This is a genomic window from Cetobacterium sp., assembly GCF_977044495.1.
Window position 1 is genome coordinate 47,028 of record NZ_CDRRQU010000007.1, and the last position, 22,358, is coordinate 69,385.

General features: G+C 31.9%; 16 protein-coding genes, 5 tRNA genes and 1 riboswitch. Of the genes, 20 read left to right on the plus strand and 1 reads right to left on the minus strand.

Going from position 1 to position 22,358, the window contains the following annotated elements:
* The first annotated feature begins 61 nt into the window (after positions 1 to 61).
* From ACWI69_RS03050 to ACWI69_RS03095, 10 genes are all read left to right on the plus strand, one after another.
* Positions 62 to 2,227 carry a Tex family protein gene (locus tag ACWI69_RS03050; protein WP_448820382.1) on the plus strand — a complete coding sequence of 722 codons (2,166 nt, stop codon included), beginning with the start codon at positions 62 to 64 and terminating at the stop codon, positions 2,225 to 2,227.
* 3 nt (positions 2,228 to 2,230) lie between these two features.
* Positions 2,231 to 4,570, plus strand: a complete 2,340-nt coding sequence (locus tag ACWI69_RS03055; RefSeq protein WP_448820383.1) for a HAMP domain-containing sensor histidine kinase — start codon at positions 2,231 to 2,233, stop codon at positions 4,568 to 4,570.
* On the plus strand, positions 4,570 to 7,365 hold the full coding sequence (gene ileS, locus ACWI69_RS03060; protein ID WP_448820384.1) for an isoleucine--tRNA ligase: 2,796 nt from the start codon (positions 4,570 to 4,572) through the stop codon (positions 7,363 to 7,365). Before ACWI69_RS03055 ends, ileS begins: the two co-directional genes overlap by 1 nt.
* A gap of 19 nt (positions 7,366 to 7,384) precedes the next feature.
* On the plus strand, positions 7,385 to 7,843 hold the full coding sequence (gene lspA / locus ACWI69_RS03065) for a signal peptidase II (protein WP_448820385.1): 459 nt from the start codon (positions 7,385 to 7,387) through the stop codon (positions 7,841 to 7,843).
* 11 nt (positions 7,844 to 7,854) lie between these two features.
* Positions 7,855 to 8,727: a glycine--tRNA ligase subunit alpha gene (gene glyQ / locus ACWI69_RS03070; protein ID WP_023051410.1), complete on the plus strand. Its 873-nt coding sequence runs from the start codon at positions 7,855 to 7,857 to the stop codon at positions 8,725 to 8,727.
* Positions 8,728 to 8,752: 25 nt separating this feature from the next.
* Positions 8,753 to 10,828 (plus strand): glycine--tRNA ligase subunit beta, encoded by a 2,076-nt coding sequence (gene glyS / locus ACWI69_RS03075; RefSeq protein ID WP_448820386.1) that lies wholly within the window; start codon positions 8,753 to 8,755, stop codon positions 10,826 to 10,828.
* A gap of 52 nt (positions 10,829 to 10,880) precedes the next feature.
* Positions 10,881 to 10,968, plus strand: a riboswitch (SAM riboswitch).
* An 81-nt stretch (positions 10,969 to 11,049) separates the two neighbouring features.
* Entirely contained in the window at positions 11,050 to 12,207 is a 1,158-nt protein-coding gene (gene metK / locus ACWI69_RS03080) for a methionine adenosyltransferase (RefSeq protein WP_448820387.1), read from the plus strand.
* Positions 12,208 to 12,290: 83 nt separating this feature from the next.
* On the plus strand, positions 12,291 to 12,647 hold the full coding sequence (locus ACWI69_RS03085) for an arsenate reductase family protein (RefSeq protein ID WP_448820388.1): 357 nt from the start codon (positions 12,291 to 12,293) through the stop codon (positions 12,645 to 12,647).
* Positions 12,648 to 12,718: 71 nt separating this feature from the next.
* Positions 12,719 to 12,793, plus strand: a tRNA-Glu gene (locus tag ACWI69_RS03090).
* Between the two features lie 3 nt (positions 12,794 to 12,796).
* Positions 12,797 to 12,872 (plus strand) — tRNA-Val (locus tag ACWI69_RS03095).
* Between the two features lie 208 nt (positions 12,873 to 13,080).
* Here ACWI69_RS03095 and ACWI69_RS03100 read toward each other — a convergent pair.
* The gene (locus tag ACWI69_RS03100) at positions 13,081 to 13,587 is read right to left on the minus strand and encodes an OmpH family outer membrane protein (RefSeq protein WP_448820389.1); all 507 of its coding nucleotides are present in this window, start codon (positions 13,585 to 13,587) and stop codon (positions 13,081 to 13,083) included.
* A 97-nt stretch (positions 13,588 to 13,684) separates the two neighbouring features.
* On the opposite strand from ACWI69_RS03100, the gene ACWI69_RS03105 reads away from it, so the two are divergent.
* The 10 genes from ACWI69_RS03105 to ACWI69_RS03150 all read left to right on the plus strand — a co-directional run bounded on the left by ACWI69_RS03105 (position 13,685) and on the right by ACWI69_RS03150 (position 22,316).
* Entirely contained in the window at positions 13,685 to 15,793 is a 2,109-nt protein-coding gene (locus ACWI69_RS03105) for a penicillin-binding protein (protein ID WP_448820390.1), read from the plus strand.
* A gap of 9 nt (positions 15,794 to 15,802) precedes the next feature.
* The gene (gene priA, locus ACWI69_RS03110; RefSeq protein WP_448820391.1) at positions 15,803 to 18,085 is read left to right on the plus strand and encodes a replication restart helicase PriA; all 2,283 of its coding nucleotides are present in this window, start codon (positions 15,803 to 15,805) and stop codon (positions 18,083 to 18,085) included.
* 40 nt (positions 18,086 to 18,125) lie between these two features.
* The gene (gene def / locus ACWI69_RS03115; protein ID WP_448820392.1) at positions 18,126 to 18,629 is read left to right on the plus strand and encodes a peptide deformylase; all 504 of its coding nucleotides are present in this window, start codon (positions 18,126 to 18,128) and stop codon (positions 18,627 to 18,629) included.
* The gene (locus ACWI69_RS03120) at positions 18,629 to 18,898 is read left to right on the plus strand and encodes a septum formation initiator family protein (protein WP_448820393.1); all 270 of its coding nucleotides are present in this window, start codon (positions 18,629 to 18,631) and stop codon (positions 18,896 to 18,898) included. Before def ends, ACWI69_RS03120 begins: the two co-directional genes overlap by 1 nt.
* A gap of 8 nt (positions 18,899 to 18,906) precedes the next feature.
* On the plus strand, positions 18,907 to 19,932 hold the full coding sequence (gene glpX / locus ACWI69_RS03125) for a class II fructose-bisphosphatase (RefSeq protein ID WP_448820394.1): 1,026 nt from the start codon (positions 18,907 to 18,909) through the stop codon (positions 19,930 to 19,932).
* A gap of 70 nt (positions 19,933 to 20,002) precedes the next feature.
* On the plus strand, positions 20,003 to 20,497 hold the full coding sequence (locus ACWI69_RS03130) for a hypothetical protein (RefSeq protein ID WP_448820395.1): 495 nt from the start codon (positions 20,003 to 20,005) through the stop codon (positions 20,495 to 20,497).
* 10 nt (positions 20,498 to 20,507) lie between these two features.
* Complete coding sequence (locus ACWI69_RS03135) at positions 20,508 to 22,019, plus strand: glycoside hydrolase family 10 protein (RefSeq protein ID WP_448820396.1); 1,512 nt, start codon at positions 20,508 to 20,510, stop codon at positions 22,017 to 22,019.
* Positions 22,020 to 22,073: 54 nt separating this feature from the next.
* Positions 22,074 to 22,149: transfer RNA gene (locus ACWI69_RS03140), tRNA-Gly, on the plus strand.
* A 7-nt stretch (positions 22,150 to 22,156) separates the two neighbouring features.
* Positions 22,157 to 22,232, plus strand: a tRNA-Lys gene (locus ACWI69_RS03145).
* 9 nt (positions 22,233 to 22,241) lie between these two features.
* Positions 22,242 to 22,316, plus strand: a tRNA-Glu gene (locus ACWI69_RS03150).
* Positions 22,317 to 22,358: the final 42 nt, after the last annotated feature.

The following is a 22,358-nucleotide window of genomic DNA, read 5'->3' on the forward strand; positions in this document are numbered from 1 at the left end:
ATTGATTGTTAAAATGTGGTATAATACAAGGTAAATTCAACTGTGAAAGGGAGAGGGATTAATGGATACACTCTTTAATAGAATTGCAAAAGAAATGGGATTAAAAGTTGAGCAAGTTGCCAATACAGTAAAACTTTTAGATGAAGGGTCAACGGTGCCATTTATAGCAAGATATAGAAAAGAAATTACTGAAAATTTAGATGAAACAAATATTTTGAAAATATCGGAATTAATAACTTATTTGAGAAATTTGGAAATAAGAAAAGAAGAAGTTATTAGATTAATTGAAGAGCAAGGAAAGTTGACAGATGAATTAAAAAATCAGATACTTTTAGCCGAAAAACTTCAAATGGTAGAAGATTTGTATTTCCCTTATAAGAAAAAAAGAAAAACAAAAGCGGATGTAGCTAAAGAACAGGGACTAGAACCTTTAGCTGAAAAAATCTATCAATTAGAAACATTAGATGAACTTGAAAAGGAAAGTTTGACTTTTATAACTGATGAAGTTGAAAGCAAAGAAAAAGCTATTGAAGGTGCAAAATTAATTGTAGCTCAAAATCTTTCAGAAACTTTGGAATACAGAGAAAGATTGAGAGAGGATATGTTAAAAAAAGCTATTATAGTGGTTAAAAAGAGTAAAAAAGCTGATGAGCTTGATATGAAACAAGTATATAAGGATTATTATGAGTATACTGAACCCGTAAAAAAAGCTTTATCACATAGAATCTTAGCTCTAAATAGAGGAGAAAATGAGGGCATATTGAATGTTTCTTTAAATTTTGAAGAAAAAGATAGAGATAGTGTAGAAAGATACTTATTAAAAGATTTTAAAAATAAAAACTTAAACTCTTTACATAAAGAGATTGTAGTAGATGCTTTAGATAGGTTAATTTTACCTTCCATTGAGAGAGAAGTTAGAAATATTTTAACAGAAAAGGCGGAAGATGAAGCCATTGTAGTGTTCAAAGAAAATTTAAAAAATCTTTTGATGCAACCTCCACTTCATGAAAAAAATATATTAGCTTTAGACCCGGGCTACAGAACAGGGTGTAAAGTGGCTGTCATAGATAAGGATGGATTTTTTAGAGAAAATACAGTCTTTTATCTAGTGAAAGAAATGCATCACGAAAATCAATTAAAAGATGCTGAGAGAAAGATGAAGGACCTTATAAAAAAATACAATATAGATATAATTGTCATTGGAAATGGGACTGCTTCAAGAGAAACTGAAAGCTTTGTGGCTAAAGTTTTGAAAAGTGTAGATAGTGATGTGAAGTATTTGATAGGGAATGAGGCTGGAGCTTCAATCTATTCAGCTTCTAAAATTGCTGCCGAAGAGTTTCCTGATTTGGATGTAACAGTCAGAGGTGCAATTTCTATCGGAAGAAGGATTCAAGATCCATTGGCGGAACTGGTAAAAATTGATCCAAAATCTATTGGAGTGGGGATGTACCAGCATGATGTAAATCAAAAAAGATTAGACCAGTCCCTTACGGAAGTTATTGAGTCAGTGGTGAATAGTGTTGGAGTAAATGTGAATACAGCTTCATGGGCATTACTTTCGTATGTTTCTGGAATTAAAAAAAGTGTTGCTAAAAGTATTGTAGATTATAGGAAAGAGAATGGGAATTTTAAGAACAGAAAAGAACTATTAAAAGTTAAAGGTCTTGGAGCTAAAGCTTATGAGCAAATGGCTGGATTTTTAATTATTCTTGATGGTGAAAATACGTTAGACAATACGATAATTCACCCTGAATCATATGGAATAGCAGAGGAAATATTGTCAGCTGTTAATTTTTCTTTGAAGAAATATAAAGAAGATTTGAGTAAGGCTAAAGATATTCTAAGTGGATTTGATTACGGGAATTTCGCTCTTAAGAATAATTATGGTTATGAAACTGTAAAAGATATATATGAGGCTCTAGTTAAAGAAAGAAGAGATCCAAGAGAGAATATTCCAAAGCCACTATTAAAGTCGGATATATTGAACATAGATAATCTTCAACCGGGAATGGAGCTAGAGGGTACAGTGAGAAATGTTATTAAGTTTGGTGCTTTTATAGATATAGGATTAAAAAATGACGCATTACTTCATATCTCTGAGATATCAGATAAATTTATAGATGACCCTAGTAAAGTTCTTTCAGTGGGACAAATTATAAAAGTTAAAATAAAAGATATAGATAGAGAGAGAGAAAGAGTAGGCTTAACTAAAAAGGGGCTTTAGGGAATGAGAATAAGAAAAGATTCCTTATTAATAAAGATAATTTTTTATAATGATATAGCAATATTTTTAACATCAATTTTAATTGCTATAGTTGTAATCTTAACCTCTTTTCAAGATATGGAACAAAGAATTGAGGATACAACAAAGAATAAGATGAATCTTCTTATGGGAAACTATAAATCTTATTTTGGAGAGATTAGAAATGATGTCTATAAAGAGATTGGAAAGTATAGAATCAATGAAGGGAATCAAGAGGTAGCAGAAAAGATAAAAGACAACTTGTTAAAGGAAGATTTTAGAAATTACTACAACTCTGTAGTAACAATTATATCATCCGAAGGAGAATTATTAGGAGAATATGGACACAAAGGAAATTTAGGGACATTGAACAAAGATAATATCCATATTTTACTAGAAACTTCTAGTAAAAAAGAGTTTGAAGAGATGGGATTTTATTTAGCACAAGTGGATAATAAAATATATGGACGGGTTGTTATTCCTTATGGAAATGAAATAACAACCTATTACTTGGTAGTTTCGATTCCCATAAATAGGGATTTCTTAACCTCTTTGACAGACGGATTAGAATTAAGTTCAAAAGATAGGGTGTACTTTGTGACTAATAGTCGTGATGAGGATGAGCTTCAGGCTAAATTTTTCTTTTCAAGTAGAACCTATAAAGAAATTTCAGAAAAAGACTATAAGAATTATTATTTGAATAAAAAAATTAATGGTTTATCATATTATGTTGGAATTTATAATTTAATAGGTTATAATGATAGTTATTTAGGAAGTTTTGTACTCTCTTTATCAAAAGAAAGTTTAACTGAAGAGAAATTGATGACATCTATATATATTGGAATTTTAGTTCTTCTGATAATGATTATAAGTTCAACTATTTCAAGTAAAGTGTTTAGAAAGTTACTTATGCCTCTCACTCAGATTGCGGATTTAGCTGATCAAATTTCAAAAGGTGAAAAAGTTGAAGATATCAAAGTGATTGGACAGGGAGAGATTAGGACACTATCCATCTCTTTTAAAGAGATGATTGAAAAACTGAATATTGCTCAAGAGGATTTGACCATACAAAATAAAGAGTTAGTCAGAAATATAGAAAGAATCGAAGCGATAGATAAACTCTTAATGGGAATGAATATAGAGCAAGATACATTTAAAACTATAAAAAAGTTAGTTTCAGGATTTACTTCAGAGGTTGGACTTGGATATAGTAGGGCAATGTATTTCAGATACAGCAGGGAGAATGACTACTTGATAGGAGAAGAAGTCACTATAAATCGTAGTTTGAAAGAGGAGAGTAAAAAAGGATTCAAGTTTCAATTGAAAAACCTAAAAGAGTTGGTTTTATTTGCAAAAGTTCCTGTGAATAATGACAATCTGTTGGCAAAATCTTTTAAAGAGCAAAAAATAATCTATAAAAATGATGTCGGATATAAATATGATTTAGGAAATGACGTCTTAAAAGCTATCGGATTAAAAAATTTCTTTATTTTTCCAATTCATGGAGCAGGGAAGTTTTCTGGTGTGGTTGTGGTGGATAACTATGCGAAAGATATTAGAATAAATCAAGAGGAGTTAGAGCTACTAAATTTACTTTCAATGAATTTTTCAATAGGAATAAACAATAAAGAAACGATTTTGGATACCTTGGAAAGTGAAAGAGTTCTCACAATAGAGAAGCTAGCTACGAGATTTTTAAAATTGAGAGGAGAGGTTGTTGAAAAACTATTACAGTGTGTTGATTCAGAAAATTCAGGTGAAAAAATAATAGAGGAATTGACGACTATAAAGCCATATTTAGCTAGAATCAAAGAGGATAATGAATCGCTAAAAATCTATTCTAAGGAGCTAGAGGATAAATATGAGCGAGTTAGTTTAGATAAAATAATAAATGAAACAATAGCAAATTATAGTCAAAAATTTAAAAGTGAAAATATTTCGATTTCATTTTTTAATGCTACGACTGGAAGTGTTCTAGGAAGCAGAAGAAAGCTAGAAAAAGTGGTAAAGGAGCTGATAGATAATGCTTGTAATGCACTTTTGGATAAGCGAAGTAATAGAAGAATAGATATAATTCTTTCTAAAAGAAAAATCAATGAAAAGATTGAGTTGAAAATTATTGATAATGGTATTGGAATGTCTCCTAAACAATTGGCAGATATCTATGAACCATTTATAAGTTATTCCCCTCAAACGTTAGGTTTAGGATTGTTTTTTGTACATAAGATAATAAAAGATCATGGAGGAGTAATAAAGCATTTCTCAGAAGAGGGGAAGAGTACTGAAGTAAAAATAACTTTAAATGCATATAAGGAGGAAGTCTAATGGAAGAAAAAGATTACGGGAAAACGTTGAACCTTCCGAAAACAAGTTTCCAAATGAGGGCAAACTTACCAACGAAGGAACCAAATATTTTAAAAAAGTGGGAAGATGAAAAAATCTATGAAAAGGGATTAAAAAAGGGAAGTAAGACATTTATACTTCATGATGGACCTCCATACGCGAATGGTGGAATTCATATAGGTCATGCTTTAAATAAAATATTAAAGGATATAATTTTAAAGTATAAAAGATTATCAGGATATACAGTGCCGTATGTTCCGGGATGGGATACTCACGGTTTACCAATAGAGTTAAAGGTAAGTGAGGAGTTAGGTGCAAAGATGAAGGAGATGTCTCCTCTTGAGATTAGAGAGAAATGTACGGAGTATGCTAAAAAATGGGTAGAAGTACAAAAAGAGGGATTTCAAAGATTAGGAATTTTAGGGGAATGGGACAATCCATATTTAACTTTAAATCCTGAGTACGAAGCAAAGCAACTAGAAGTATTTGGGGAGCTTTATGAGAATGGATATATTTTTAAAGGTTTAAAACCAATTTACTGGTCACCAGTAACAGAAACGGCTTTAGCAGAAGCTGAAATTGAATATAAAAATCATACTTCGCCATCTATTTATGTAAAAATGGAAGCAAATAAAGAGATTATGGATAAGTTGGGAATGACTGAGCCTCTATATCTAGTTATTTGGACAACAACTCCATGGACTTTGCCTGCAAATACAGGAATTGCTTTAAATGGTGAATTTGAGTACGGAATATATAAAACAGAAAAAGGTAATCTTATTTTAGCAAAAGTTTTAGCAGATAAGGCATTTAGCGACATGGGAATAAAAGAGATGGAGCTAGTAAAAGAGTTTGTTGGAGCTGATTTAGAGAATTTAACATACAAACATCCATTCTTAGATAGAACAGGAAAAGTAGTTTTAGGAACACACGTAACTGCTGAAGCAGGAACAGGAGTTGTACATACTGCACCTGGACACGGTCAAGATGACTATGTAGTAGGAGTTAGATATGGATTACCAATCATTTCTCCAATTAACAATAAAGGAGTATTGACAGAGGAAGCTGGACAATTTGCCGGATTATTTTATAAAAAAGCAAATAAAGTTATAGCGGAGCATTTAACAGATACTGGACATCTGCTGAGTTATAAGGAGTTTGAGCATTCCTATCCACACGATTGGAGATCAAAGACTCCAGTAATTTTTAGAGCAACTGAGCAGTGGTTTATAAGATGTGAAGGGTCGGATTTAAGAGAAAAAGCTCTAAAAGTTTTAGATGATGTCAAATTTGTTCCAGAGTGGGGAAGAAATAGAATAGGTTCTATGTTGGAGACAAGACCTGACTGGTGTATTTCAAGACAAAGAACATGGGGAGTACCAATTCCTGTATTCTATAATGAAGCAACGGGAAAAGAGATATTTGAAAGAGAGATTTTAGATAGGGTTATAGAGATTGTTAAAAAAGAAGGGTCGGCGGCTTGGGTAAAATATTCAGCTGAGGAATTGATTGGGGAAGAGTTGTTAGTTAAATACAATCTAAAAGGACTAGAGTTAAGAAAAGAAACAAATATAATGGATGTTTGGTTTGACTCAGGAGTATCTCATAGGGCTGTTTTAGAAACTAGAGAAGAGCTTCATAGACCAGCGGATTTATATTTAGAAGGGTCAGATCAACATAGAGGATGGTTCCAAACATCATTGCTAACGTCTGTTGGTTCAACAGGGGATGCACCATTTAAAATGTTATTAACTCACGGATTTGTAAATGATGGTGATGGTAAAAAAATGTCAAAATCTGTAGGAAACGTTGTTGCACCTCAAGATATAATCAAAGTTTACGGAGCCGATATATTAAGATTATGGTGTGCATCAGTAGATTACAGAGAGGATGTAAAAATATCTGATAATATTTTAAAGCAGATGGCAGAAGCTTACAGAAGAGTAAGAAATACAGCTAGATATATATTAGGAAATTCAGCGGACTTCAATCCATTAACAGATGCAGTAGCTTACGAGGATTTGATGGAAATTGATAAGTGGGCACTGAATAAACTGGAAAGATTAAAAAGAGTGGTAACAGAATCATATGAAAAATATGAATTTTATAACTTGTTCCAAGAGATTCATTATTTCTCAGGAATTGATATGTCAGCATTCTATCTAGATATAATAAAAGATAGATTATATGCGGAAAAAGCTGATTCTAAAGAAAGAAGAGCCGCACAGACAGTGATGTCAGAAATTTTAGTCACTTTAACTAAAATGGTTGCACCTATCCTATCTTTCACGGCTGAAGAGATTTGGGAAACTTTACCAGAAACTTTAAAAGATTCAGAATCAGTGTTACTAACTGATTGGTATGTAAATAATGATCAATATTTAAGTGATGAGCTAGATGTAAAGTGGGAAGAGATTATAAAATTGAGAAAAGATGTTAATAAAACATTGGAGTTAGCAAGACAAGGTGAAAATAAGATAATTGGAAACTCTTTAGATGCAAAAGTTATTTTAAATACTAACAGTGTAGAGTTAAGAGAGTTTTTACAGGCTAATAAAGATATTTTAGAGGAAGTATTTATTGTTTCTCAACTGGTAATTGCTTATGAAAAAGATGATTTATTTGTAAAAGGCGAGGAGCAAGAAGATTTATTTGTAAAAGTTGAGCATGCGGATGGAGAAAAGTGTGAAAGATGTTGGAAATACTCGACAGAGTTAGGAAGTAATCCGGAGCATCCAACGGTATGTCCAAGATGTACGTCAGCACTAGTTGATTAATTATTCAAAGAGGTGAGCTGTGTTATATATAGGGATAATACTTTTATTAGTATTTTTGGATCAAATATCCAAGTATGAAATAGATACTTGGTTAGCAGAAGGAGAAACTTTCCCAATTTTGGGAGAGTTTTTCCATTTAACTTACGTAAAAAATAGAGGGATAGCTTTCGGGATGTTCCAAGGAAAGTTAGATTTAATATCTATTTTAACAATTGTAGTGATATTTGGTTTAGGTTTTTATTTTTTTAAAAATAGAAAAAAATTTTCAGTTGTTGAAAAGTTGGGGTACTCATTTATTTTAGGAGGAGCAATCGGAAATATAATTGATAGAATCTCCAGAGGATTTGTTATCGATATGATTGACTTTAGAGGCATATGGGTATTTGTCTTTAATTTAGCTGATGTTTGGATAAATGTAGGAGTTATTCTAATAATAGTGGATAGCTTATTAGATAGTAAAAGGAAAAAGAAAGATTAGGAGGAAGTGAAATGACATTTCAAGAGATGATATTTGCTCTTCAGCAATACTGGAGTTCAAAAGGTTGTATCATTGGAAATCCATATGATATAGAAACAGGAGCTGGAACATTTAATCCGAATACGTTTTTGATGTCTTTAGGACCGGAGCCATGGAATGTGGCATATGTTGAACCATCAAGAAGACCAAAGGATGGTAGATATGGAGAAAATCCAAATAGAGTTTATCAACATCATCAATTTCAAGTTATAATGAAACCGTCGCCAGATAATATTCAGGAACTTTATTTAGAGTCATTAAAAGTTTTAGGAATAGATCCTTTAAAGCATGATATCCGTTTTGTTGAGGACGATTGGGAGTCACCAACGTTGGGAGCATGGGGACTAGGATGGGAAGTATGGCTAGATGGAATGGAAGTGACTCAGTTTACATATTTCCAACAAGTTGGAGGATTAGAATTAGAAGTTGTTCCTGTTGAAATAACATACGGATTAGAAAGATTAGCATTGTATATTCAAAATAAAGAAAATGTATACGATTTGGAGTGGGCACCGGGAATTAAATATGGAGATATGAGATATCAATATGAATATGAAAATTCAAAATATTCATTTGAAGTAGCGGATTTAGAAAGTCACTTTAGATGGTTTGATGACTACGAAAAAGAGGCGGATAGAGCACTAAACGAAAATTTAGTAATGCCAGCGTATGACTATGTTTTAAAATGTTCTCACACATTCAATGTTCTAGACTCGAGAGGAGCAATCTCTACAACTGAGAGAATGGCCTATATTTTAAGAGTTAGAAACCTAGCGAAAAGATGTGCAGAGGTATTTGTGCAAAATAGAAAAGAACTAGGATACCCTTTACTGAAAAAAAAGTAAAAGGAAAAAAGAGGAGGAATAGAAAGTGAGATTACTTTTTGAAATAGGAATGGAAGAGTTACCTGCAAGATTCCTTGTTCAAACTCTAAAAGAGATGAAAGAGAATTTAGAAGGTAAATTAAAGGAAAAGAGAATAAAGTATGATGAAATAAAAACTTTTGGAACACCGAGAAGACTTGTTGTCTTAGTAGAAGGATTAGCAGAAGCACAGGAGAGTTTAGACATATTAAACATGGGTCCTGCAAAACAAGTAGCCTTTGGAGAGAATGGAGAGATTTCAAGAGCTGGATTAGGTTTTGCTAAATCTCAAGGAGTGGAAGCAACAGACTTAGAAATTATAGAAACTCCTAAAGGTGAGTATATTGCGGTTAGAAAATTTTTAGAAGGAAAATGTACAAAAACACTTCTTTCAGACCTTTTAAAAGAGTTGGTGTTGGAGATTAATTTTCCTAAATCAATGAAATGGGGGGTAAAGAAATTAAAATTTGCCAGACCAATTCAGTGGTTTTTGGCTCTAGTAGATGAAGAGATAGTAAGTTTTGAAATTGAGGGAATAAAGAGTGGAAGAATGTCTAGAGGACATAGATTCTTTGGAAGTAGTTTTGAAGTGTCAACTATTGATGAATATTTTGAAAAAATAAAAGAAAATAATGTAATTATAGATATTGAAGAGAGAAAAAACTTAATAAAAAAACTTATAAAAGAAAAATGTGAGAATTCTAACGAAAAAGTTTTAATAGATGAGGAATTGTTAAAAGAAGTTGCAAATTTGGTTGAATATCCATATCCAATAGTAGGGACATTTAACTCCGATTTTTTAGAGGTACCTCAAGATGTCTTAATAATTTCTATGCAAGTACATCAGAGATATTTTCCAATTTTAGATTTAGAAGGAAAATTATTGCCTAAATTTGTTGTTATTAGAAATGGTATCGAAGATTCTGAACAAGTTAGAAAAGGAAATGAAAAAGTATTATCGGCTAGACTTGCTGACGCAAGATTTTTCTATCATGAAGATTTAAAGAAACCTTTAATTGAAAATGTTGAAAAATTGAAACAAGTTGTATTTCAAAAGGATTTAGGAACTATATATGATAAGGTTGAAAGATCTCAGAAGATAGCGAAATATTTAATAGAAGCTACTGGAATGGAAACAAGAAAGGATACAATAGAGAGAACAATTTTATTAGCAAAAGCGGATTTGGTTTCTAATATGATTGGAGAGAAAGAGTTTACAAAACTTCAAGGATTTATGGGAGCAGATTATGCATTAAAATCAGGAGAATCTGAATTAGTGGCTAAAGGGATTGAAGAACACTATTATCCAAGATATCAAGGAGACCTTTTGGCAAAGGGTGTAGAGGGAATTATAGCGGGAATATCGGACAGAGTGGATACTCTATGTGGATGTTTTGGCGTAGGGATAGTTCCAAGTGGTTCTAAGGATCCATTTGCTTTAAGAAGAGCAGCTTTGGGAATTGTGAATATAGTTTTAGATTCAAATTTGAATATATCTTTAAAAGCTTTAGTGGAAAGAGCACTAGATACACTGGCAGCAGCAGGAGTATTAAAAAGAGATAAAGCTGAAGTTTTAAACGAAGTGATGGAATTTTTTAAACAAAGAGCTTTAAATGTATTCACAGAGATGGGGTATTCAAAAGATATTGTATCTGCAGTTGTAGATAAGAGTTTTGATAACTTAGTGGATACTTTACTGAGAATAAAAGCTGTTGATGAATTTACAAAGATGGATAGTTTCAATAACTTGGTTTCGTTGATGAAAAGAGTTGGAAATATATCTAAAGGGTTTGAAGGAGTTATAGTTGATTCTAATCTTTTAAAGGAAGATGTAGAAAAAGAGTTGTTTAATAAATCGCAAGTAGTTGCAAGAGATGCAAAAGAGATGCTAGTAGCAAAAAATTACATTGGCTATTTGAATGTACTGTTATCAACAGAAGATGTTATCAATAAATACTTTGAATCTATAATGGTAATGGATAAAGATGAAGCTATAAAAAATAATAGATTATCTCAACTTAACTATATAGCTACAATCTTTAATAAAATGGTCAATTTAACATTGATTGAAGAGAAAAAATAAAAAATATTGACTAAATAATACAAATAATATATAATTTACTCATAAAAAAACAAAATCATCAAGAGAGACTGAGGGACTGGCCCTATGATGTTTCAGCAACCTACCTTAGAGGTGTGGTGCTAATTCCAGAAAGATGACTTATAAGAGCGTAAAGCCTTTTATCTTTCTGGAGAGATAAAAGGCTTTTTTTATCTTTATTGATTAATATTAAGGAGGAAATAATGAAAAAAAAATTAACTTACTTTACTTCGGAGTGTGTATCACCAGGACATCCAGATAAAATAGCAGATCAAATATCGGATGCAGTATTGGATGCATGTATCAAAAATGATCCAGCGGCGAGAGTAGCTTGTGAGGTTTTCTGTACAACGGGACAGGTTGTTGTAGGAGGAGAGATTACAACAACAACTTATATAGATATACAGGATATAGTTAGAAATAAAATAGATGAAATAGGGTATAAGCAGGGAATGGGATTTGATTCAGACTGTGGAGTATTGAATGCAATCCATTCTCAATCTCCTGATATAGCAATGGGAGTAGATGTAGGAGGAGCAGGAGATCAAGGAATAATGTTTGGTGGAGCTGTAAAGGAAACTCCAGAATTGATGCCATTAGCATTAGTTTTAGCAAGAGAGATAATTGTAAAGTTAACAAAGTTGACAAGATCAAGAGAGCTATCTTGGGCAAGACCGGATGCAAAATCACAAGTGACATTAGCTTATGATGAGAATGGACAAGTTGTAGGAGTTGATACTGTTGTAGTTTCGGTTCAACACAATTCAGATGTAACGCAAGAACAAATTCATAAAGATGTAAAAGATCTAGTAATAAAGCCAGTTTTAGAAGCTTATAATTTGAATGCAGAAGAGGTAAAAAATTATCATATAAATCCAACTGGAAGATTTGTTATAGGGGGACCGCATGGGGATACGGGCTTAACTGGAAGAAAAATAATTGTGGATACTTATGGAGGATTTTTTAGACATGGTGGAGGAGCGTTTTCTGGAAAAGATCCATCAAAAGTTGATAGATCAGCTGCATATGCAGCTAGATGGGTAGCAAAAAATATTGTTGCAGCAGGGTTAGCTGATAAGTGTGAAGTTCAATTGTCATATGCGATTGGAGTAGTTGAGCCAACATCTATAAAAGTTGAAACTTTTGGAACAGGAAAGGTGGATGAAATTAAATTGGCTGAAGCTGTTCAAAATGTATTTGATTTAACACCAAGAGGAATTGAGAGAGATTTAGAGTTAAGAAGTGGAAATTTCAACTACCAAGATTTGGCTGCTTTTGGACATATTGGAAGAACGGATTTAGACTTACCTTGGGAGAGAGTGAATAAGGCGGAAGCTTTAAAAAAATACTTAAACAAATAATACTATACAAAAAATGGGAAGATTCTACTTCCCTTTTTTTGATTTTAATGTTAAGCTATAAAAAAGATAAGGAGAGGTGAGTTATGAAATATTTATTTGTAAATTATCCTAAATGTTCAACGTGTGTGAAAGCTAGAAAATGGCTAGAAGAAAATAATGTGGAGTTTAACTCAAGACATATTGTCGAAAACAATCCAACAAAAGATGAGTTGAAGAGTTGGATTGCTCTGAGCGGACAACCGATAAAAAAATTTTTTAATACAAGTGGTATCCTTTATAGAGAGATGAACTTAAAGGAAAAGGTAGCACAAAATAATGAAGAGGAGCTTCTAGATATTCTTTCGAGTAATGGTATGTTAGTAAAAAGACCTCTACTTATAGGTGATGATAAAGTTTTAATAGGATTTAAAGAAAAAGAGTGGGAAGAGATAAAAAAATAAAATTTCAGTTGACAAACAAATAAAAAAATGGTACTATGATTGTATGGCAATAGCGCGAAATTTGCGGAATTGCCCCGTTCGTTCAGTGGTAAGGACAATAGATTTTCACTCTATAAACAGGGGTTCGATTCCCCTACGGGGTACCATTTGGAAGCATAGCTCAGTTGGGAGAGCACCTGCCTTACAAGCAGGGGGTCACTGGTTCAAGTCCAGTTGTTTCCACCATTTAGATTTTGAAAGCACGAGGGTGCTTTTTTTTTATTTATTGTCTGAAAAAATAAAAAAGAGTTAGTTAATATGGGGGGCATATTTAACTAACTCTAGGTGAAAACAGAAATATACAGAAAATATTTCTGCCAATGCTTCAATTGTAAATTAAAAAAAAAGAATCTGCAATAAAAAAATAGGAGATAAATTTTAATTAATCTATTTGTTACAACTGCTTTTTCAAAAGATTAGTTGTATCTAGTTTGTATGATTCCTTATTATTTAAAAAATTAAGAACATCTTCGGTCAAATCAACTCCACCGTAGATTGTGGCACTTTTCTCAATGACCATCTCTAAATTTTTTTGTTTTCCAATCAAAATAGCAACAGAATCTATTTCAAACTTAATATCATAAATAAAATTTTGTTGATCCTCTTGAAAAATTCTTTCAGAAGTTTCAATTTTTTCTTGAAATTGCTTTTTTAAATCGAGTAATTTGTTCTTATCTTCCTCTGTGATTTTTGAATTTGATTTAATAATTTTTTCTTGTTCTAATAAACTTTGTCTTAAGTTTTCAATTTCTGAATTTAATTCTAATCTTTTATTTTCAAGTTTTTCTTCCATTTCAAAACGCTTGTTGTATTGACTAAAGATGTATTCGGAGTCGATAACTCCAATATTGAGTGCAAAAGTTGAGGTAGCCATAAAAAGCAACAGAAATAAAACATTCATATAGATACTCCTTTTTGTGGAATTTTATTCTTATTATACATTATTTTGCCAATATTTGATATAATATTTAAAAGAAAAATAAAAAGAGGGTGGAAAATTGAATAAGAAACTAAAAATATTTTTACTTTTGATACAGTTGTTTGGTATTGGACTTTCTTTATATTATAGAAAATTTTTATTAACAGTCGCAGTAGTTTTGATGTTAATATATAATCTATATGTATTTTTTAAATGGAAAAATATAAAGATGAAAAATAAATTTATATTGAGATCTTTTATTGCTTCAGATATAATTTTGTTTTGCTTTTTAATTTTGATATTTAGAATGATTCAAATACAACTTTTTGACTCAAATAACTATAGAGAGGCAATAAATAAACAGATAAATATTGAGAGAAGAGAAGGTGGAGAACGAGGAAATATATATGACTCAAAGGGGAAGGGATTAGCATATAGTATTAATATGTATGAGTTATCAGTGGATCCTAAAAGGTTTGTTAAATCTCTAGAAGCTCCAGAAGCTTTGAAAGAATTAGTGAGTAAAAAATATATAAAGGATAGTTATAGACCCCTATTAAATACTATCAATAAACTTGGAAAAGAGGAGAGAGTATACAAAAGATTAAACAGAAATATTGATGATGTAGAAAAAAAAGAGATAGAAGAGATTTTGGAAAAATATAGATTAAAAGGTAAAAATATCATATTTTTAAGCGGTAGAAAGGAGAGACGTTATTACAAACCAGAACACTATTTCTTCTTGGTTGGAAATATAGGGTTTAAAAAAGGAACAGAAAAAGAGGGAATTTTTGGAATAGAACTATTTTATGAAAACTATTTAAAAGGGGATAAAATATCGAGAATTATCCCAAGTATTAGAAGTTTGGGAATAGGATTACCGACATCTAACGCTAGGACAAAAGTTAATTTGGATGGTATGAATATCCATCTGACTGTAGATAATGATCTACAATATATTTTAAATGATGAGATGGAAAAACAATTTAAGAAGACAAATTCAGAAGAAGCGTACGCTATTTTAATGGACCCAAATAACGGAAAAATATTGGCAACATCATTTTTTAGAAAGAACAAAAAAAATGTTGCCAATCCAATATTTCAATCTCAGGTAGAACCTGGTTCTATATTTAAACCTCTTATAATAGCAGCGGCATTGCAAGAACAAAAAATAAGAAGAAATACTAACTTTGACATTGGAAATGGAACGATAACGAAATATAAACATACTATAAAAGAGAGTAGCCGAAGTGTAAAAGGAGTTTTAACAACAGAGGAGATACTTAAAAAATCAAGTAATGTAGGTATGGTGTTAATAGGGGATAAGTTTACAAATGAAGAGTTTGATAGTTATTTAGAGAAATTTGGTTTATATAATAAAACAGGAGTTGATTATCCTTATGAAAAAAAACCAAGAAGAGATCCTGTAAAAAGATGGAATGGATTGAAGAAGAGTACTATGTCTTTTGGACAAGGAATAGCTGTAACTCCTATTCAGATGATAACAGCTTTTTCAGCAGTAATTAACGGTGGAATAATGTATCAACCATATATAGTAGATAAAATAACTGATAGAGATGGACTAGTAGTTAGAAGAAATTTACCGATACAAAAAGGGCGGGTTTTAACAGAAGAGATTTCTAAAGAATTGAGAGCAATGATGGAATTAGCGGTGTTAGAGGGAACTGTAAAAAAAGCTCATGTTGATGATTACAGAATAGGTGGAAAAACAGGAACTGCTCAATACAGTGAGCACGGTAGATATGTGAAACATGAATATCTGTCATCTGTAATGGGATTTTTTCCCGTAGAAAAGCCACAATATATACTATTAGCTATGTTCTTTAAGCCTCAGGGAGAGGTTTTGTATGATAAATATGGGGGGACGGCAGCAGCTCCTGTTTTGGGAGAAGTTGTAAAAAGAGTAACAAAATTAAAAAATATCTATTCACAAAAGATAGAAAATATAAGGATTCAGGAAAAGAGAAGTTCGAAAAATTTGGAAAGTAACGAAGAGTTGGTTATAATGCCAGATTTAAAAGGATTAAGTGCTAGAGAAGTGATTGAGATTTTTAAAGGAAGTGATATCGAAGTTGAGCTAGAAGGAACTGGAGTAGTTCAAAGCCAAAGTCTAGAGCCCCAAAAAGAATTAGTTGATACAAAAAAAATAAAAATAAAATTAAACTAGGAGAAAGTAATGAGGTATTATAGTGTCTATATAGAAAAGACAAAAGATTTCTATACTTATGCCAGTGATGAAGAGAATATAAATATTGGAGACAGAGTTTTGGTTTCTTTTAGAAATAAAGATAGGGTTGGCTTAGTTATTGAGGAGGAGAAGGGGAAAGAGTACACATTTAAAGTTTTACAAATAAAAAAAATTTTATATGAAGAATTAAGTTTTTCTAAAAAGTTTATAAAGTTATTGCTGTGGATAAAAGATTATTATATGAGTCCATTTGATCAGGTTTTTTCCACTGCAGTGCCAGCTGGAGTGAAAGTGAAATATGAGGATGTATATAGAGCTAAAAATATTAGCAGTACTTTAATTAAAGATGAGGTCTTAGAATATTTTTGGAAAAAAAGTTTGGTTAGAAAAAAGACATTAATTGACAGGTTTTCGAAAATTAAAGTACAAAAATATTTGGATACAGGTTATTTGAAAGTTGAAGATGGTTGGTATGGACTAGAAGAGGAGAATGAAAATATAGATTTAGAGTTGAAGCTATATTTTCAAGAAAGAGTTGAAGTTGGAAAAGCAACTTTAGAAAAAAAATTTGATAAGAAAATCATTGAAAAGCATTTGAAGAATGAGACATTAGTTTTTGAAAGAAAAATAAAAAGTTTCAATGAAGAGAAATTGAGGAAAGAGATTGAAAAAGAGGGATATGAAGAAGATACTAAATTAAACTCGGAACAAGAAAAAATAAAAAATGGAATTGAAATCTCAAATAAAAAACATTTTTTAATAAGAGGAGTGACAGGGTCTGGAAAGACCGAAATATATATTCAACTCATAAAAAGAGCTTTAGAAAATGGAAAGGGATCAATATTTTTAGTTCCAGAAATTTCTCTGACACCCCAAATGGTTAAAAGATTTAAAAAAGAGTTTGGAGAGGAAGTAGCAATACTTCATAGTAGACTTTCCAATATAGACAGAGCTAAGGAGTGGTATAGTATATATACAGGTGATAAGAGAGTTGTTCTGGGGGTGCGTTCAGCTATTTTTGCACCTGTAAAAAATTTAGAATATATCATTGTAGATGAGGAGCATGAAAATAGTTATAAACAAGATACTACGCCAAGATACAATGCTAAATATGTAGCTATAAAAAAAGCTGAATTAGAGAATGCCAAGGTGGTTTTAGGTTCAGCAACTCCATCAATAGAAAGTTACTACTACGCTAAAAAAGGGATATTTCAACTATTTGAAATAGACCATAGATATAAAGATGCGAAATTACCAGAGATAGAGATTGTAGATATGAAAGAGGAAAAAGATAGTTTTTTTAGTGAAAGGCTTTTAGAGGAGATTAGAGGAGCACTTTTAAGAAAAGAGCAGATAATATTGCTATTGAATCGAAAAGGATATTCGACGTTGGTTCAGTGCCAAGATTGTGGACATATGGAAGAGTGTGAGCATTGTTCAATAAAATTGAATTATTATGCAAGTAACAGTAGTCTAAAATGTAACTATTGTGGTATATCAAAAAAATTTTTAGGGCATTGTTCCAAGTGTGGTAGTAACAATATATCGTTTAGTGGACGTGGGGTTGAAAGAGTGGAGGAGGAGCTAAGAAAAAGATTTCCAGTGAATGTAATTAGAGTTGATGGAGATGTTTCAAAAGAGAGAAATTTTTATGAAAATATGTACAATGACTTTTTGGCTGGGAAATATGATATCATGATTGGGACACAGATGATATCTAGAGGATTACATTTTCCCAATGTAACTTTAGTGGGGGTAATAAATGCAGATACAATTATGAGTATTCCTGATTTTAGGTCAGGGGAAAGAACGTATCAAATGATAACACAGGTGGCTGGAAGAGCTGGAAGAGGAGAAAAAAAAGGAAAAGTTATAATTCAAACCTATCAGCCTGAAAATTATATAATAGAAAAAATTCAAGAGAATAGCTATATAAATTTTTATGAGAAAGAGATAGAGAAAAGAGAAATTCTTTTTTATCCACCATTTTCAAAGATAATAAATATTGGTATATCATCATCCGAAGAGGAGGGGTTGGAAGAGTATTGTCATTTAATCTTTAAAGAGATTGAAAATGAAAAAGTTGAACTCTATGGACCTATGAAGTCTTTAGTTTATAAAGTAAAAGGTAGATATAGATGTAATATATTTATAAAAGGGGATAGAAGACAGATAAATGAATATAAAATCTTTTTAGAAAACAGATTAAAAAAATTTGATAATAAAAAATATAGGATTGTTGTTGATATAGACCCGATTAATCTAATATGATATAATATATATTGAAAAAAGGAGAGTTGGAGGAAATTGCATGTTATATGACATAAAAATATATGGAAACGAATGTTTAAGAACTGTAGCTGAACCAGTTAAAGAGATAACACCAGAAATACTTGAGATTTTAGATAACATGGTGGAGACAATGCACGAAGCTAATGGAGTTGGACTTGCAGCACCACAAGTGGGAATAAGTAAGAGAATGTTTGTAATAGATATTGGAGATGGAGTTATAAGAAAAGTTATAAATCCAGAGCTACTGGAGTTATCAGATACTCTTGAAAACGTGGAAGAGGGATGTTTGAGTGTTCCGGGGGTCTACAAACCTGTCAAAAGATCAGTGACAGTAAAAATAAAGTATTTAAATGAAAAAGGTGAAGAGGTGATAGAGGTGGGGACAGAACTTCTAGGAAGAGCGTTTCAACATGAGTACGATCACTTAGATGCAGTTCTATTTGTGGATAAAATATCGCCAGTTGCCAAGAGAATGATATCTAAGAAGTTACAGCTTTTGAAAAAAGAGGTAGGTAAAAACTGATGAAAAATCTGCTTTGGATAGTCCCATTAGTCATACATTTTGCATTTTTAGGGCAGAATATATTTAGGTCATTTGTTAAAATTGATAAATTAAAAATAGAGCAAGAATTAAAAATTAAACAAAAAAAAGAGATTGAAAGCTTAATTGTTAGATATGATGAGATGATTGAGAATATAAATAATCCCTTTTACAGAGAGAAAGTGGCTAGGAATCAGCTCCAAATGGTTTTACCGGGAGAAAAAATTTATAGATTGATTGAAACAAAGTAGGAGGAGAAATGAAAAGAGAGTTAGCTTTAGAGTTTGCTAGAGTTACAGAAGCAGCAGCCTTAGCAGCTTACAAATGGGTAGGTAGAGGAGATAAGGAAGCAGCGGACCAAGCGGCGGTAGATGCCATGAGAACTGTGTTAAATGGGATAAAAATTCAAGGAGAGATTGTAATAGGAGAGGGAGAGATTGATGAAGCTCCAATGTTATATATCGGTGAAAAAGTAGGAATGAATTCTTCTTCTAAAGAGAGGTACTCACAGGTAGATATAGCTGTAGACCCAGTTGAAGGAACAAGGATGACAGCACAAGGACAAGCTAACGCTATAGCTGTTTTAGCGGTGGGAAATAAGGGGAGTTTTTTAAAAGCTCCAGATATGTATATGGAAAAATTGATAGTGGGACCTGAAGCAAAAGGGGTGATTGATTTATCAAAACCTCTGATGGAGAATATAGAAAATATATGTAAAGCTTTAAATAAGCCATTGAATGAGTTAACAGTTGTAGTTTTGGATAAGCCAAGACATAAAACTATAATAAAAGATTTACAAGATTTGAATATAAAAGTTTATGCTTTGCCAGATGGTGATGTGGCTGGATCAATATTAACATCAGTTGTGGATTCAGATGTGGATCTGCTTTATGGTATAGGTGGGGCTCCTGAGGGGGTCATATCAGCTGCTGTAATTAAAGCTTTAGGTGGAGATATGCAGGCCAGACTAAAATTGAGAAGCGAAGTGAAAGGGGTCTCATTAGAAAATGATAAGATATCAGCATATGAAAAATCAAGATGTGAAGAGATGGGACTGAGAGTTGGAGATGTTTTAAAGATGGATGATCTTGTAAAAGATGATGAGGTTATTTTCTCGGCAACAGGGATAACAAGTGGTGATCTTTTAGAGGGTGTGAAAAGAAAAGGTAATATAGCTAGAACTCAGACTTTAGTTATAAGAGGAAAAAGTAAGACAGTGAGATATATAAATGCAGTTCATAATTTAGATTATAAACCTGAAGATATAATAGGATTAGTGAAATAATAAAATAGTAATTGAATAGAAAAGTAGAGAATATTCTCTACTTTTCTTTGTTACTGAACGAGGAGGAAAAATGTTTTTTTATGATGATTTTATAAAGAAAGTAGAAAAAGCAAAAGTGGACTATAAACCACTAAAAAAGTATACTCTTGAGGGAAAAAAGATGATTGTGTGGTTGGGTACTGGAATTCCATTAGTATTGATTGGAGTACTTCAAGGCTATATAGGCTATATAAAAAACTTCAGTGTACCCTATTTGGTGATAGCTATATTGTTATTGTTTTTAGGAGCTAAACATCTGAGAAATATTTTTAAATATAAAATAATCTTGGATTGTGAGAATAAAAAAATTTTAGGTCAAGGTTTGAATCTACCTTTTAACGAAATAGATACGTGCACCTTAAAAGAAGCAACGGTAGGAAAAAACAATAGATTACAAGTTATAATAAGAATAGTGACGAGTGATAGAAGAGAGATTATTATACCTTTAATTATGGGAAATAAAATAGATTTTATTTGTACTTTGAGAGATGAATTGAAAAGTAAGTTTTCGATAATAAAAGGGTAGGAGTGATTTTATGAAAAAATTGACTTTTTTATTTTGTTTATTTTTGGTGAGTTTCTCTATAATTTTTAGTAAAAGTACAGAAAGAGAGTTTAGAGGAGTTTGGATAGCGACAGTGGACAATATAAATTGGCCTTCTAAACAGGGAATGAGTATGGAGGAGCAAAAAAAAGAGTATATCGACATACTAGATGAAATAAAAGAATTAAATATGAATGCGATAATAATGCAAGTTAGACCTACAGCAGATAGATTTTATAAAAAAGTTAATAAAGAACCATGGTCTAAATACATAACAGGCGAAAGCGGAAAAGACCCAGGTTATGATCCATTGGAGTTTTTTATAGAGGAAGCTCACAAGAGAAATTTGGAATTTCATGCGTGGTTCAATCCGTACAGAATAACACTAAAAAATAATGAAAAAATTCCTGAGAATCATATAGCAAAAAAGAATCCTAATTGGGTAATAGAATATGGTGGGAAATACTATTATGATCCTGGTAATCCAAAGGCAAGAGAGTTCACGGAGGATGTTATTGTGGATGTGGTAAAAAACTACAATATAGATGGAGTTCATATGGATGATTATTTCTATCCATATCCTGTGTTGGATAAAAATAAAAAAGTTGTTCCTTTTGGAGACAATAAAAGTTATAAGCTATATGGGAAAGGGATGAGGCTTGAAGATTGGAGAAGGAAAAATACCGATACTTTTGTAAGAGAATTGTCAAAAAAAATAAAGAAAGCTAAGCCCTATGTAAAATTTGGAATAAGTCCTTTTGGTGTTTGGAGAAATGATGATAAGGACCCGACTGGATCAGCAACAAGGGCGGGTGCGGAGAACTACGATACCTTATATGCAGATACAAGAACATGGATTCAAAATGAATGGATAGATTATATAGTTCCACAAATATATTGGGACTTCAATTTAAAGGTTGCTCGGTATGATGTTTTAGTAAATTGGTGGATAAATGAAGTGAAAAATAGTAATGTTCATCTGTACATAGGTCATGCAGCTTATAAAATTGGGAGCAGTAAAGCGTGGAAAAATGAAAATGAAATTATTGAGCAGATAACATATAATAGAAAATTTGATAATGTTCATGGAAGTGTATTTTTTGGTTTTGATAAGATTCAAAAAAATGCCCTGAATATAAAAACTAATTTAAAAGAAAAGGTTTACGGTACACAGATATTACCTCCTATGACTCCCTGGATAGATGTTGTGGCTCCAAAGCCAGTTGTCAATATAAAAGCAAAAGCTATAAAAGAGGGAGTTCTTTTGACTTGGGATGATCCAGCCGATAACTATGCAGACTATTATGCGATTTATAGAAGCACAGAGAAAAATTTTGATGAAAAAAACTCTAAATATCTATTGGCTACTACAAAAAGAAAATATGGTCTAAAATATTTGGATAAAGATGTCGAAAAAAATAAAACTTATTACTATAAAATAGCGCCAGTAGACAGAGTTCATAATCAAGGATATGCGGTGGAAAAAATAATTTTGAAAAAATAAAAAAACTTTATTGACAAATAATATAAATTGTGGTACTATATCTCTGTAAGTGATGCGGGAGTAGCTCAGTTGGTAGAGCGTCAGCCTTCCAAGCTGAATGTCGCGAGTTCGACCCTCGTCTCCCGCTCCATACAAAGGCGTCATTAGCTCAGATGGTAGAGCACACGACTTTTAATCGTGTTGTCACTGGTTCGAGCCCAGTATGACGCACCATTTACCACTGCCCCGTTCGTTCAGTGGTAAGGACAATAGATTTTCACTCTATAAACAGGGGTTCGATTCCCCTACGGGGTACCATTTGGAAGCATAGCTCAGTTGGGAGAGCACCTGCCTTACAAG

Excerpts from the sequence above, each read along its gene's own strand:
- ACWI69_RS03050 (WP_448820382.1), top strand. The coding sequence starts at position 62 with ATGGATACACTCTTTAATAGAATTGCAAAAGAAATGGGATTAAAAGTT.
- ACWI69_RS03055 (WP_448820383.1), top strand. The coding sequence starts at position 2,231 with ATGAGAATAAGAAAAGATTCCTTATTAATAAAGATAATTTTTTATAAT.
- ileS (WP_448820384.1), top strand. The coding sequence starts at position 4,570 with ATGGAAGAAAAAGATTACGGGAAAACGTTGAACCTTCCGAAAACAAGT.
- glyQ (WP_023051410.1), top strand. The coding sequence starts at position 7,855 with ATGACATTTCAAGAGATGATATTTGCTCTTCAGCAATACTGGAGTTCA.
- metK (WP_448820387.1), top strand. The coding sequence starts at position 11,050 with ATGAAAAAAAAATTAACTTACTTTACTTCGGAGTGTGTATCACCAGGA.
- ACWI69_RS03085 (WP_448820388.1), top strand. The coding sequence starts at position 12,291 with ATGAAATATTTATTTGTAAATTATCCTAAATGTTCAACGTGTGTGAAA.
- ACWI69_RS03100 (WP_448820389.1), bottom strand. The coding sequence starts at position 13,587 with ATGAATGTTTTATTTCTGTTGCTTTTTATGGCTACCTCAACTTTTGCA.
- priA (WP_448820391.1), top strand. The coding sequence starts at position 15,803 with ATGAGGTATTATAGTGTCTATATAGAAAAGACAAAAGATTTCTATACT.
- def (WP_448820392.1), top strand. The coding sequence starts at position 18,126 with ATGTTATATGACATAAAAATATATGGAAACGAATGTTTAAGAACTGTA.
- ACWI69_RS03120 (WP_448820393.1), top strand. The coding sequence starts at position 18,629 with ATGAAAAATCTGCTTTGGATAGTCCCATTAGTCATACATTTTGCATTT.
- glpX (WP_448820394.1), top strand. The coding sequence starts at position 18,907 with ATGAAAAGAGAGTTAGCTTTAGAGTTTGCTAGAGTTACAGAAGCAGCA.
- ACWI69_RS03130 (WP_448820395.1), top strand. The coding sequence starts at position 20,003 with ATGTTTTTTTATGATGATTTTATAAAGAAAGTAGAAAAAGCAAAAGTG.
- ACWI69_RS03135 (WP_448820396.1), top strand. The coding sequence starts at position 20,508 with ATGAAAAAATTGACTTTTTTATTTTGTTTATTTTTGGTGAGTTTCTCT.